General features: G+C 64.2%; 14 protein-coding genes. 5 read left to right on the plus strand and 9 right to left on the minus strand.

Features of this window, described 5'->3' with window-relative positions:
* Positions 1-16 precede the first annotated feature (16 nt).
* The 5 genes from pqqE (at position 17) to X760_RS41425 (ending at position 4,954) form a co-directional block, all read left to right on the plus strand.
* Complete coding sequence (gene pqqE / locus X760_RS41405) at positions 17-1,105, plus strand: pyrroloquinoline quinone biosynthesis protein PqqE (protein WP_348633200.1); 1,089 nt, start codon at positions 17-19, stop codon at positions 1,103-1,105.
* A 192-nt stretch (positions 1,106-1,297) separates the two neighbouring features.
* Complete coding sequence (locus X760_RS41410) at positions 1,298-2,476, plus strand: ABC transporter substrate-binding protein (protein ID WP_023716591.1); 1,179 nt, start codon at positions 1,298-1,300, stop codon at positions 2,474-2,476.
* Positions 2,464-3,432 (plus strand): PQQ-dependent catabolism-associated beta-propeller protein, encoded by a 969-nt coding sequence (locus tag X760_RS41415; protein ID WP_023716592.1) that lies wholly within the window; start codon positions 2,464-2,466, stop codon positions 3,430-3,432. The genes X760_RS41410 and X760_RS41415 overlap by 13 nt, the downstream gene beginning before the upstream one ends.
* Entirely contained in the window at positions 3,429-4,154 is a 726-nt protein-coding gene (locus tag X760_RS41420; RefSeq protein ID WP_023716593.1) for an ATP-binding cassette domain-containing protein, read from the plus strand. The genes X760_RS41415 and X760_RS41420 overlap by 4 nt, the downstream gene beginning before the upstream one ends.
* Positions 4,151-4,954 carry an ABC transporter permease gene (locus tag X760_RS41425; protein WP_023716594.1) on the plus strand — a complete coding sequence of 268 codons (804 nt, stop codon included), beginning with the start codon at positions 4,151-4,153 and terminating at the stop codon, positions 4,952-4,954. The genes X760_RS41420 and X760_RS41425 overlap by 4 nt, the downstream gene beginning before the upstream one ends.
* Before the next feature lie 3 nt (positions 4,955-4,957).
* Here the strand turns inward: X760_RS41425 and X760_RS41430 are convergent, their stop codons facing one another.
* The 9 genes from X760_RS41430 to X760_RS41470 are packed head-to-tail and all read right to left on the minus strand — an operon-like array spanning position 4,958 to position 13,340.
* Complete coding sequence (locus X760_RS41430; RefSeq protein WP_023716595.1) at positions 4,958-5,371, minus strand: cytochrome c; 414 nt, start codon at positions 5,369-5,371, stop codon at positions 4,958-4,960.
* Positions 5,352-6,230, minus strand: coding sequence for a cytochrome c oxidase assembly protein (locus X760_RS41435; RefSeq protein ID WP_023716596.1), 879 nt, complete (start codon positions 6,228-6,230; stop codon positions 5,352-5,354). The genes X760_RS41430 and X760_RS41435 overlap by 20 nt, the downstream gene beginning before the upstream one ends.
* Complete coding sequence (locus X760_RS41440; protein WP_023716597.1) at positions 6,227-6,568, minus strand: hypothetical protein; 342 nt, start codon at positions 6,566-6,568, stop codon at positions 6,227-6,229. The genes X760_RS41435 and X760_RS41440 overlap by 4 nt, the downstream gene beginning before the upstream one ends.
* Before the next feature lies 1 nt (position 6,569).
* The gene (locus X760_RS41445; RefSeq protein ID WP_023716598.1) at positions 6,570-7,175 is read right to left on the minus strand and encodes a cytochrome c oxidase subunit 3; all 606 of its coding nucleotides are present in this window, start codon (positions 7,173-7,175) and stop codon (positions 6,570-6,572) included.
* A complete protein-coding gene (gene ctaD / locus X760_RS41450; RefSeq protein ID WP_023716599.1) occupies positions 7,172-9,148 on the minus strand; it encodes a cytochrome c oxidase subunit I in 1,977 nt (658 codons plus the stop codon). Before ctaD ends, X760_RS41445 begins: the two co-directional genes overlap by 4 nt.
* Complete coding sequence (gene coxB / locus X760_RS41455) at positions 9,145-10,119, minus strand: cytochrome c oxidase subunit II (RefSeq protein WP_031193303.1); 975 nt, start codon at positions 10,117-10,119, stop codon at positions 9,145-9,147. Before coxB ends, ctaD begins: the two co-directional genes overlap by 4 nt.
* Before the next feature lie 38 nt (positions 10,120-10,157).
* Positions 10,158-10,691, minus strand: a complete 534-nt coding sequence (locus X760_RS41460; RefSeq protein WP_023716601.1) for a c-type cytochrome — start codon at positions 10,689-10,691, stop codon at positions 10,158-10,160.
* Positions 10,688-11,557, minus strand: coding sequence for a substrate-binding domain-containing protein (locus tag X760_RS41465; protein ID WP_023716602.1), 870 nt, complete (start codon positions 11,555-11,557; stop codon positions 10,688-10,690). The genes X760_RS41460 and X760_RS41465 overlap by 4 nt, the downstream gene beginning before the upstream one ends.
* Positions 11,538-13,340, minus strand: a complete 1,803-nt coding sequence (locus X760_RS41470) for a methanol/ethanol family PQQ-dependent dehydrogenase (RefSeq protein ID WP_280940404.1) — start codon at positions 13,338-13,340, stop codon at positions 11,538-11,540. The genes X760_RS41465 and X760_RS41470 overlap by 20 nt, the downstream gene beginning before the upstream one ends.
* Positions 13,341-13,347 lie beyond the last annotated feature (7 nt).

A 13,347-nucleotide genomic window follows, 5' to 3' on the forward strand; every position in this document is an offset into this window, starting at 1 on the left:
GTTCCCTCCGATCGCGATGCTGGCTGAGCTGACGCATCGCTGCCCTCTGCAGTGCCCTTACTGCTCCAATCCCATTGATTTGCTGAAAGCCGACCGTGAAATGGAGACGGAACGCTGGCTCGACGTGTTCGAGCAAGTGGCGGCTATGGGCGTTCTTCAAGTGCATCTTTCGGGCGGCGAGCCGACGCTGCGCCGGGACCTCGAACAATTCGTGTCAACGCTGTCGCAAACCGGTGTCTACACCAACCTCATCACGGCCGGCGTCGGCCTTGCCGGCATCCGTCTGGAAGCACTTGCCAGCGCGGGGCTAGACCATGTTCAGGTGAGCTTCCAGGGTGCCAATGCCGAAACCACCGCGCGGATCGGACGCCATTCCGGCGCCCACGCGCAAAAGCTCGCTGCCGCCAGACATGCGCGGGCCCTCGGACTGGCGCTGACGATCAATGCGCCGATCCATCGGCACAACATCGCGGAAATTCCCGATTACATCGACCTGGCGCTCTCGCTCGGCGCCGAGCGGCTGGAGATTGCCAACGTGCAATATGCCGGCTGGGCGTTGCTCAATCGTCGCTATCTGCTGCCCGACGGCGCCTCGATAGAGCATCAGGTCGCGACCGTGGAGGCCGCACGGGCACGTCTTGTCGGCGTGCTGGAGATCGATTTCGTGGTGGCGGATCATTTTGCGACCTATCCCAAGCCCTGCATGGGCGGCTGGGGGCGCGATGCTTTCGTCATCGCACCGGACGGCTTGGTGCTGCCCTGTCATGCTGCGATGACCATTCCATCGCTGCGATTCGAGCGCTTCGGCTCTCGGCCGCTGGCCGACATTTGGCGGGACTCGCCGGCATTCAACGCCTTCCGTGGGACGGACTGGATGCTGGAACCCTGCCGCAGCTGCGAGCGCCGTGATGTCGACTGGGGCGGCTGCCGTTGCCAGGCGCTGGCGCTGGCCGGCGATGCTGCGGCGGCCGATCCCGTATGCGTCAGGTCGCCCCTCCATGCCCGGATGGCGATGCTGCTCGAGGAGACGCTTCCGCCGTCCGATGCGAGGACCGGCGGAGACCTCATCCCGCCCTTTGCCTTTCGCCGTATCGGCCGCACATGATCTCGATCAAGAGTCCGGGGCTACCCTCGTTCTCACTCGGCGGCTGGAAGGAACAGTCAAGGTGAGGCCGATCCAGATCTGACCAGCCGTCACCACAAGGCCGTGAATATCCAGAGTGGAACCTTTTCAATGGCGGGGAATTAATCCAACTCCGCCTCGGTCAGTCACTGCGGGAGAGGGAGCTGCAGCGGAATGAGGCTGGCGCTTGCTGTTCTTGCCCTGTTGCTTTTCGTCGCTGCTCCCGGTCTTGCCGAGCCTCAGACGGTGGTAATCGGCTATCTCGGCCAGTCGCGCAAGCCGCCCTTACAGTTGGGTCCGCTGGACCAGTTCGCGACAGATGACGGGCTGCAAGGCGCACGTCTTGGCATCGCCGACGACAATACGACTGGGCGCTTTCTCGGCCAGCATTTCCGGCTGGAGGAGCGAGTGCTGAAGCCCGCCGAGACGGCATCGGACGCGATAGGCCAGTTCGCTGGCGCCGGCCTTGCGTTTGTCGTCGCCGATCTTGACGCTGTGCCGCTCACGCAGGCGCTTGCGGCGCCTGGCGCCGAGAAGATGCTGCTGTTCAACAGCCGCGCTACCGACGATGCGCTGCGCCAGCAGGACTGCAGGAAGAACCTGCTACACACCATTCCAAGCCGCGCCATGCTCGCCGACGGCCTGGCGCAGTACCTGGTGTGGAAGCGCTGGCAGCGCTGGTTCCTGCTTGTCGGCACGCATTCTGCCGACCAGGCGATGGCCGCCGCTTTTCGCCGCGCGGCGCAACGTTTCGGGGCCGAAATCACCGTCGACCAGCCATGGACGTTCCGTCCGGCGAACGGACGCGCTGATACCGGCCATGTCACGCTGCAGTCAGAAATACCGGCCGCCACGCAGGTCGCCGATTACGATGTATTGGTCGTCGCCGACGAGGCTGACGAATTCGGCGCCTATCTCGATGACCGCACGGCACTGCCGCGACCGGTCGCCGGCACGCAAGGGCTGGTTGCGGCCGGTTGGAGCGCCGTCACCGAGGAATGGGGAGCGACGCAGTTGCAGGACCGCTTCCGGAAGCAGGCGGGGCGATGGATGACGCCGAGCGACTATGCCGCCTGGCTCGCCGTGCGCAGCGTCGGCGAGGCCGCGACGCGGCTGCGCAGCGTCGATCCGTCAGCCATCGCCGGCTACATGCGCGGCGACGATTTTCTTCTCCCCGGTTTCAAAGGCCAAGGGCTCAGTTTTCGTCCATGGGACGGGCAACTGCGGCAGCCGATCCTGATTGCTGGGCCTCGCCTGCTGGTCTCCGCCTCGCCGCAGCCCGGCTTCCTGCATCAGCGGACGCCGCTCGACACGCTTGGCATCGATCTCGAGGAGAGCGCATGCCGCTTTTGACCGCAATCCTCCTGGTGGTGTCCGTGCTTATCTCGGTCGGTCCTGTTGCTGCCGAAACCGTCTACGTGTCGAACGAACAGGACAATGCGGTTGCCGTCGTCGACGGGGCAAGTATGAGCCTCTCGGCAACGATCGACGTCGGACGGCGGCCGCGCGGACTGGCGCTTTCCATTGACAAGAAGACCCTCTTTGTCGCTGTCGGCGACGACAATCGCATCGATGTCGTCGACCTTGCCAAGAGACGAGTGGTCGGCCAACTGCCTTCGGGAGCCGATCCGGAATTCTTCGTCGTGCATCCCGACGGCAAGCGGCTGTTTGTGGCCAATGAGAACGACAATCTGGTCTCGGTAGTGGAAATCGCCTCGGCCAAGGTCATCGGCAACGTCGATGTCGGTGTCGAGCCCGAGGGAATGGCGGTCAGCGCGGACGGCCGTTACGTCGCCTGCACCTCGGAGACGACGAGCATGCTGCATCTCATCGACGCCGGCACGCTCGATCTCGTGGATAATTTGCTGGTCGACACGCGACCGCGCGCCGCGGCGTTCTCCCCGGACGCAAAGCGGCTTTGGGTCTCTTCCGAGATCCGCGGCACGGTGACGGTCTTCGACACCTTAACACGGGCTGAAACCGGCAAGGTCCAGTTTGAGGTGCCGGGTATTCGCCGCGAAGGCGTCCAGGCCGTCGGCATCGAGATGTCGCGTGACGGCGGCACTGCGTATGTCGCGCTGGGTCCCGCAAACCGGATCGCCGAGATTGACACGGCCACGCTGGCGGTGCGCCGCCTTTATCTTGTCGGCCAGCGGCCATGGCACGTCGCGCTGGCAGACGATCAGAGACGCCTATTCAGCGCCAACGGCAATTCCGGCGATATCTCGGTCATCGACCTTGAGAATGAAGAGGTGGTCAAATCGCTGCCGGTCGGGCGCGGTCCGTGGGGCGTCGTGGTTGGGCCATGAAAGCGCTGTCGCTCGACAATCTGGGGCACAGTTTCAAGGACCGGCGGGTGCTCGACGCTATCTCCTTCTCGGTCGAGCAGGGCAGGATGTGCATCCTGCTTGGTCGCAACGGCGCCGGCAAGACCACCTTGTTCTCGCTGATTACCGGTCTCTATCACGCTCGTTCTGGCTCGGTGCAAGTGTTCGGACACGCCATGCGCACCGACCCTGCGACCGCGCTCGCCCAGATGGGCGTCGTCTTCCAGCAGCAGACGCTCGATCTCGATCTCACGGCGGGCGAGAACCTACGCTATCACGCCGCCCTGCATGGTCTTGCCGCCGACGTTACCAAGGTCCGAACACGCGAGGAACTCGGCCGCCTCGAAGTCCTCGACAGGCTCGGCGATCCCATCCGCTCATTGTCGGGCGGCCAGCGGCGGCGTGTCGAGATCGCCCGTGCGCTCATGCACCAGCCGCGCCTTCTCCTGCTCGACGAGCCGACCACCGGACTGGACGTGCCCGGGCGCCGGGCACTGGCGCAGCATGTTCGCGGCTTATGCCGCGAACGCGGCATTGCGGTATTGTGGGCGACGCATTTCCTTGAGGAGGTGACTGCCGAAGATGATGTTGTCGTGCTTCACGGCGGCCGGGTGCGATGGGCAGGCCGCGCCGATCGCATTACCGCCGAACTCGGCGTCGGCAGCATGGCAGACGCGTTCGCTCGCTTGACGGAGTCGGCATGATAACCCGTCATGCGCTGCGGGCGCTCATCGGCATCTTGCAGCGAGAACTGCTTCGCACGCTGCGCCAGCGCGGCCGCCTGATCTCGGCGATTGCCCGGCCATTGGTATGGCTGGCCATCTTCGCCGCCGGCTTCCGCTCCGTGCTCGGCCTGTCGATCACGCCGCCTTACCAGACTTATGTGCTGTATGAAGTCTATGTGGTGCCCGGGCTGGCCGCGATGATGCTGCTGTTCCACGCCATGGCCAGTTCGCTGGCAATGGTCTATGACCGCGAAATGGGCAGCATGCGTCTGTTGCTGACCGCGCCGCTGCCGCGCTGGTATCTGCTCGGCGCTCGCCTGCTCGCCAGTGTGGTCGTCGGCCTGCCGCTCGTGTACCTGTTCTTGCTGATCGCGCGCTACTGGGACGTGCGGCCACCGATGCTCGGCTATCTCGCGGTTCTGCCGGCGCTGGTGCTGTCCGGGCTGATGCTTGGCGCCTTCGGCCTGCTCGTCTCGTCAGTATCGGCCCAGATGGAGAATTTCGCCGGGGTGATGAACTTCGTCATCTTTCCGATGTTCTTCGCCTCGACCGCGCTCTATCCACTGTGGCGACTTGCCGAGGCTGGTCCGGTGCTTGCGACGGTCGCAGCGCTGAATCCGTTCAGCCATGCAGTCGAGCTGATCCGCTTCGCGCTCTATCTGCGCTTCGAGCCGGTCTCATGCCAAGTAGTTCTGGCCTGCCTCGTCGTGTTCTTCCTCGCCGCGGCGGCCGCTTATGATCCCGGTCGTGGCCTGTGGTCGCGACGCGGCGAGCAATGACTTTCATTTGAGCGAATAGAGGTAGGCAGCCACGTCCCGCGCCTCCTGCTCGGAAATTCTGGTCGAAGGCATTGCCGTATGCGGGCTGATCTCCCTTGCCGCACGGATCCAGCGGATCAAGTTTTCCGGCTTGTTGTACAAGACGCCGCCGACGTAAACCCGGTTGGCCAAGCTGGCGTCGAGGCGCGGGCCGACCAGCCCTTGCGCTCCGGGAACGCCGGTGATGGTGTGGCAACCGGCGCAGCCATTGGCCATCATGATCGGTATGGCGCGGGCGCCGACACCGCCGGTCGCATTGTCGGCCTTCTGCTCGACCCGACGGCTTTGCTCGAAGTACAACGCAATCCCGGCCAGGGCTGCAACGAGCACGACAATTACCGCAGCGCCGATTATGGCTTTAGACAGCGTGAAGCGCATGCGGCGCCTCCTTTCGGCTGCTCGAGCGGATCCACAGGCCGGCCAGCAGCAACGCCGCGCCGCCATAGATCAGGCCGGCCGGAACCCACATCACCAAACCGGCGAGTTGCTGGTCCTCGAGCGGACTAAGGCTCCACAATTCTGCGCCGGCGGCGTTTTCCGGGTACCACAGCCTTGGCGAGACCAGCAGCAGCACTCCGAGCAGGCCGGTGTGCAGCGAGGTGAAGAAAAGGTGCATGACCGCGCTGCCATAGGCTTGTTCGCGGCCGGGGCGCGGCAGCAGCACCCACCAGAACAGCAGGCCGCTACCGAGGAAGCTGGCATGTTGCGCATAGTGCAGGGCACCCTGTCCAAGCGCAGCCTCGAACAGGGCCGGAACGTGCCACGCCCATATCGCGACGCCGTGCAGGACGGTGGCGGCTGCAGGGCGGCTGACGGCGACCCAAACCGCTCGCAGCATCTTGGCGTGCCCGGCTGTGCCCAGCGCCTGCCGCAGCTTGATCGGCAATGCCCACATCATCGCCGCGGCCGGACAGGAGGCGACCAGCAAGGGCGCCGCCACCGCCATCAGCAGCTCATGTTCGATCATATGGGCGGTGAAAACGCGCTCACCCAATGCATGGAGCGGATTGACCAGCGCTGCTGCCAGAATGACCCAGCCGGCCGCGAACAGCAGGGCTTGCCACAGCCGCAACGGGCGGCTGCGAGCACTCCGCCGCCACAACCGAGCGGCTCCAGCGGTGTAAAGCAGTGCGATCGCTGCCAACGGCAGCGTAATTGGCAGCGCCAGCGTCCAACCGGCCTGAGGGGCGCCGGCACCGTAGCAGATGGAGGTCGAGAAGAGCGCCTCGAAGCTCATCGTATGCAGCCGTCAAGAATGAGCGAGGCAGCGCCCTGCATGACGATTACCAGCGTAAACAGCACCGCGCTTAGAATACTGACATTGGCGACGAAATCTTCGGTGCCGCGCGTACGCTCCGGTTTGAAGGCGGCGCCGCCTTGCTGTCGCGCCCGCCACGAAAGCGCGCCGCCGAGCAAGGCCAGCACCGCCAACACCAACGCAATGACGGGGATGATCGCAATCCTGTGAGCGCACTGCCACTCGACAACCGCGTAGTTCAGTTGCGTCGATACCGCCCAGGCCAATGGCCCCGACAACAGCCCACCCCAGGAAGTTCCGTACCGAACCGCACGCATCTCAACCCAGCCTCGGCGTCCAGTAAATAAACAGATAGATCGGGATCCAGGTCGCGACCACGAAATCCCAGTAGAAGACGTTGTCGCCCACATCCCCGAAACGCCGGCCGCTATAGCCATGGCGCGTGAACATCAGAACCGTCAGCACCAGCGTGTCGCCGACATCGGTGATCAGATGTGTGGTGTGGAGGCCGAGCAGCACCCACAGCATCGAGCCATACGCATTGGTATCCCAATAAATGTTGAGGGCCGGAAATTCGAACCAGCGCACGACAAGCGGTGCGATGCCGAGCAGCGCCATCACCAGCAGGCCGATGCGCACCGGCACCATGGCACAGGCTTCGGCGTAGCGGTTCAGTATGTGGTTGGGCACCACGCTGGCGAGCAGCAACAGCATGACGATGGTGCCCGGCCAATGGTTGGGCGGCGGCACGCCGAGCGGCCATTCGGGGGACAGGTAGGCAAGGTAGAGATAGGCGCCTGCGGCGAGCGCGAAACCAGTGCCCTCAAGCGCCATGAAGGCGAGGGTGCCCCACCAGGTCGGGCTGCGCGGTCCGAGCCCGAAGGTCGGGAGTTCGGAAAGATCCGCGGCCGGGCGCTGTTTCATTCCTCGTCCTCCGGATCGCCTTTCGGCCAGAACCAGCCGATCAAGGTGATGGCGATCGGCCCGGCTCCCCAGACCACCGCCCACGGGCTGAAGATCGAATAGAGAAAGGTGGCGCCGACGGCGAGGGCGGCGAATAACGGCCAGATCGATGGCGTCGCCGACTTCTCGCGCACATCGGGATGCGCCTCTGCCACGGTCGAAATAACAAGTTCGCGCACGTCGACACGAAGCCCAGTCGCCACCGGCAGCGTATCGCGTTCGGCCCACAGCGGCTCGGCATGTGTAACCACCGGAATATGGGCGAAATTGTAGTTAGGCGGCGGAGACATTGTCGCCCATTCCAGAGTGCCCGCATTCCAGGGATTGTCCCCGGCCGGCGCACCCCTCAAGGCGCTGTGAACCAGGTTTATGGTAAACAGCACGAAGCTCAGGAACAGGACGACCGCGCCGGCTGTGATGAACAGGTTGATGTTGCCCCAGCCGAGCTCCGCCGGATAGGTGTAGACCCGGCGCGGCATGCCCCACAGCCCGACAATGTGCATCGGAAAGAACGCCGCATTGAAGCCTATGAAGGCAAGCCAGAAGTGCCAGCGTCCGAGACGCTCGTTCATTATCCGGCCGGTGATCTTGGGGAACCAGAAATAGGTCGCGCCGAGCAGCGGGAACACCGACCCGCCGATCAGCACGTAATGGAAATGCGCGACCACGAAATAGGTGTCGTGCACTTGCAGGTCCAATGGGACCGAGGCCAGCATCACGCCGGTCAGGCCGCCCGCGACGAAGGTGAAGAAGAAGCCGAACACGAACAGCAGCGGCGTCCTGACTATCGGCTTTCCGTCCCACAATGTCGCCAGCCAGCAGAAGATCTGCAGCCCGTTCGGGATGGCGATCAGCATGCTCGACGCGGTGAAGAAGCTCGCGCCGAGCTTCGGCAGGCCGGTTGCGAACATGTGGTGGACCCACAGGCCGAACGACAGAAAGCCGACCGAAATCAGCGACAGAACCATGCCCAGATAGCCGAATACCGGACGCCGGGCGAAAGCGGCGATGACCGAGGACACCATGCCGGTGGCCGGCAGGAAAATGATGTAGACTTCGGGGTGGCCGAAGAACCAGAACAGGTGCTGGAAGAGCAGTACGTCGCCACCCTCGGCGGGATTGAAGATATGGGTGCCGACCAGCCGGTCGAGGATCAGGAACGTCGACGTGATCATGACCGCCGGCATGGCGAACACGATCACGAAGGAGGTGACCAGCATCGCCCAGACGTAGAGCGGAATCTTGTCCAGCGACATGCCCGGCGCGCGTTGCTTCAGCACGGTGACGATGGTGGCAACCGCGACCGCCAACGATGACACTTCGGTATAGGTGATCATCTGCGCCCACACGTCGGAACGCTTGCCTGGCCCGAATTCAGGGCCGGACAGCGGCACATAGGAGAACCAGCCGACGTCGGGCGCCATGTCGAGTGCAAACGACACCCAGGCGAAGAGGCCACCGGAGAGATAAATCCAGAAGCTGAATGCATTGAGGCGCGGAAAGGCGATGTTGCGGGTGCCGACCATCAGCGGCACGAGGTAGATGCCAGTCGCCTGAACGATCGGCACTGCAAACAAGAACATCATGGTTACGCCATGCATGGTGAACAGCTGGTTGTAGCGGTCGGGCCCGATCAGCCCGCGCTCCGGCCCCGACAGTTGGATGCGCATGGCAACGGCGCTGAGGCCACCGAGGCACAGGAAGAAGAAGGCGGTGATCAGGTAGCGCCGCGCGACAATTTTGTGGTCGACGCTCGAGAGCGCACCGATGATGCCCGGTGCCGTCTGCCATGTCCGCGCCAGCCAGCGGTCAAGGCTGGCGTCGTCGAGGCCGGTATCGCGAGGACCGTCGTGCTCGGGAGCTAGGTCACCCTTTTGTGCTGCGGCGCGTTGCTGGGCGAGGTCACGCTCATGGGCTAGGTCGGCGCTGCTCATTTCAGGCCCTCGAGATAGGCTACGATCGCATTCAGCTCGTCCCCGTTTAGTCCCACCACGGGCATGTGGGCACCTGGCTTGATCCCTTGCGGATCGGCTATCCAGGCTGCGAGATTGCCGCGGCTCATCGCCAGCGTTCCGGCAGCGAGCGTCTGCCGGCTTGCGATATGTGTAAGGTCGGGAGCGACCGTACCGCCGGCGATGGTGCCGCCGATCTTGTGGCACATCACGCAAGGCCGTTTGAGGAATAGGTCATGGCCGGCTTTTGCCTCGCCAGAGGCAGGAGCGACCGCCGGCCGCAGCTGATCGTTCAGCCACGCGTCGAAGACGGGCCGGGGTTCGGCGACGATGAAGGTGCTCATATTGGCATGCTGCGCGCCGCAGAACTCCGCGCACTGGCCGCGATAGACGCCGGGCTTGTCCGCCTTCAGATCGAGAACGTTCTCGTGGCCTGGAATGAGGTCCAGCTTGCCCGAGAGGTTCGGCACCCAGAAGGAATGGATGACGTCGGTCGAGGTCACGACAAGCCGCACCGGCTCCCCCGCCGGGATGTGGATTTCATTGGCGGTCGTCAGGATGCGGTTCGGCTGATCGTTTTCGTAGCGCACCTCCCACCACCATTGATGCCCGGTCACCCGGATCGTCAGCGCCGCATCCGAGCCGATGGCGGCGAGCGTCCGGTTAGCGAAGTAGCTCAGCAGCGTCAGGCCGACCAGGATCAGGGCGGTAGCGGCGAGTGCGGCGACGACAATTCGCATCTTGCTGCGCTCGGCGGCAGCGTCGAGGACAAGCAGATCGCCGAGCGGCGCCGGGCGCCGGGCCAATGGCGTAATCAGCACGGCCATCACCAGAAGCCAGACCGCCGTGCACAGCGCGGTGAAGAACCAGATCAGCCATGCAAGCTCGCCCGCGGCCGGGCCTTTCGGGTCGAGCGCGGATTGCCAGCCGCTGCATCCTGCAAGGAGCAGCATGCAGGCTGTGCTGCAGCACACCCTGCAAAGAAGGCGGTTCACGGCGACTTCCCCAGCGTCGCGGCGTCCGGCAGGCGATTTTCGGATGGATGGGGCATCATGTCGTCGTCGCGGCTCGGCGCAGCGGACTTTGGCGCGTTGCCGCTCAGCGCGCGGACGAAGGCGGCAAGCTCCCAGATCTGGTCGTCAGGGATCTTGTCGCGGAAGCTCGGCATGCCGTTCGGCCGGCCGTCCCTGATCGTGGCGTGGATGCTTTCGATCGAGCTGCCATAGAGCCACTTCTGGTCCATGAGGGCCGGGCCCATGCCGCCGCCGCCATTGGCATGGCAGCCGGAACAGTTGAACCAGTTGAACAGACGCTTGCCCTCGCTGAGGTGGAAGGCGTTGGCCTCGAACACGCCGGCCTTGTTGTCGGACGAGGCCGGCCGTTGGCCGCCCGGCTCGAGGGCCGTCACGGCCGCCGGTTGGTCGCCCGAGCCGAGCACCGACTGTGGACGCGTGTCGCGTTCCTCGCGCTGGCAAGCGGCAAGGACGAGCATCGCCGACAGCAAGCATGGAAGGCCGCGGTTCATCGCACTGCCGCCCCGGCGCCGTCGAGGCGAGGCACGCCATATTCCGCCAGGATCGTATCGATCTCGGCGCGGTGTTTGGCAATAGCTGCGTCTACCTCACCGCGCAGTGCATCGTCGTCGCGGCGCACGGCCATCGAGATGTCGTAGATCATCGGCAGCAGCGGACCGTCGATACGCGGCGCAACCGACGTAATTCGTAACGGAGCTTTTTGCCTGGCGGCGAAGTAGCCGGCCAACGGTCCCCAGACGACGGCAACATCGATGTCGCCATTCGCCACCGCCTCGATGATGCGCGCTGGCGGGTTCGGCGCGGAATAGTCGCCATAGACCGGGAAGCCGATGAGATGGCCGACGATGCCGCGGCGCCCGAGCGCCTGGACGGGTGGCGAGTTGGCGCCGTCGTCGCCGATCAGCTGGACGCCGATGTGCAGATCGCGCAGGCGAGGATCGTTGAAGGACGTGATTTCCGGCGCATCCTTTCGTGTCACGAAGACGTAGGAAGACCGGTAGTAGGGCGCGGTGGTGCGCAGCATTTCGAGATTGGCGGGTGTGCCGGGCACCAGATCGCACAGGCCGGCTTTCAGCGTGTTGCGCACAAAGCCGCGCCGCTGTGCCCACCATGTGTAGGAAACAGTCGCACCAAGCTCCTCGGCGACGAGTTCGGCAATCTTGTTTTCAAAGCCCTCCCTGGCGGCATTGGAGAACGGCATGTTGTTGGGATCGGCGCAGATTCTCAATTCGCGCGCATCGGCAAGGGGGGCAACAAGCGAGAGCGCCAGTGCACCGACCGCGGCGGCAAGCCGCCGCGGTCGCGTTCTCCGTGGCCGCGCAACTCGGCCGATCGTCTCAAGGCAGCCGAAATACATACAGCGTACCTCCCGGCGTGGTTACATCCTTCAGATCCTTCATGACGTTAACGAAGCCCAGCGCGGCGGTGGCGTCGCGCGGGTCGAGATCGCCGGATACGATCGCCCCAGCCCAGCCACCAACGCCCGAAAGGACCGCGACATATTGGTGCCCGTCTGGGCCGCGATAGGTGATCGGCTGGCCGATGATGCCGGACGACGTCTTGAACTGCCAAAGCAGCGCGCCGGTCCTGGCGCTGACCGCCTTGAACCAGCCTTCCATCGTGCCATAGAACACGACATTGCCGGCGGTGGCGACGGCGCCGCTCCACACCGGAAAGTTCTCCTTCAGGCTCCACGCCGGCTTGGCGGCGGCGACATCCCAGGCGGTGAAAGCGCCGCGATTGCCGCCCGGCCCCGGAATCATGCGCACGTTCATGCCGACATAGGGCGTCCCGGCGATGTAATTCACCTCGACGCCTTCTTCGTCCATGCACATGTTATTGTGCGGAATGTAGAGCAGGCCGGTCTTTGGCGAGAACGCCGAAGGCTGCCAGTCCTTTAGCCCGGATGCGGTGGGGCAGATGTCGCGCACGACCTTACCGGTGCCGGTTTTTTTGTCGGGATTTACAATCAGCCGGCCGGTCTTGAGGTCGACGCCCTTGCTGGAATTGACAGGCCCGAACGGCACCGCCGACAATACCTCCCCCGTCGTGCGGTCCAGCAAATAGACATAGCCGTTGCGTTCCGGTCGGACCAGGACCTTGCGGAGCTTGCCCTGCCAAGTCATGTCGAGCAGCACCTGCTCGTTGATGCCGTCGTAATCGTGGAGGTCGTGCGGGGTCCATTGATAGAACCATTTGGCTGCGCCGGTGTCGGGATCGCGGGCAAAGATGCCGGCGGTCCATTTGTTGTCGCCGGGCCTCAGATCCGGATTCCACGGGCCGGGATTTCCGGTGCCGTGGAAGATAAGGTTCAGATCCGGATCATAGGAGATCCAGCCCCACACATTGCCGCCGCCGATCTTCCACGCATCGGGCGGCCATGACGTCACGCCGAGATCCTTGCCCTTGTCCATGTCGTAATGCGGCTTGAAATCGGGGCCGATCAGCACCTCGGCGTCCGGGCCGGTGTTGTAGGCCGTCCAGACGACGTGCCCGTCGCCGGCGTCGAGCGCCTTGATCCAGCCGCGCACGCCCATTTCGCCGCCGGAATTGCCGACCAGCACCTTGCCCTTGACCACCAGCGGCGCCATGGTGATGGTCTCGCCGATATTGATGTTGCCGATATGGGTGTTCCAGACCGGTTTGCCGGTGGCTGCATCAACGGCGATGGTATGGCCGTCGAGCGTGTTGAAATAGATGCGCCCGTCGAAGAAGACCGCACCGCGGTTGACCACGTCGCAACAGGCAACGCCCTGCGCCGCAGGCTCGGGATTGGGCTCGAATTTCCACTTCATCGGCGCGCCGGGCTTGGTAAGGTCAAGCGCGTAGAGGATGTTGGGAAACGGCGTCACGATGTACATCGTGTTGCCGACGACCAGGGGCGCAGCCTCCTGGCCCTTGTTGACGCCAGTGGAGAATGTGAAGGCCACCTGCAGGTTCTTGACGTTGTCCTCGGTGATTTCCGCAAGTTCGCTGTAGCGGGTCGAGGCGTAGTTCTTTGCCGGCATCGCCCACTGGCCGTCGTCGGGCGGAGCAGCCGCGGACGGCGGATTTATCGCAAAGCTTGACGTTGACTGAGCAACCGCCGTGGTAACTAGCGCGAAGCCTGCCAGCAGCGTCCATCCCAGCATCGCAGCCATTGGCCTT

This window comes from Mesorhizobium sp. LSHC420B00 (assembly GCF_000503055.1).
In the GTDB taxonomy this organism is placed as follows: Bacteria; Pseudomonadota; Alphaproteobacteria; order Rhizobiales; family Rhizobiaceae; genus Mesorhizobium.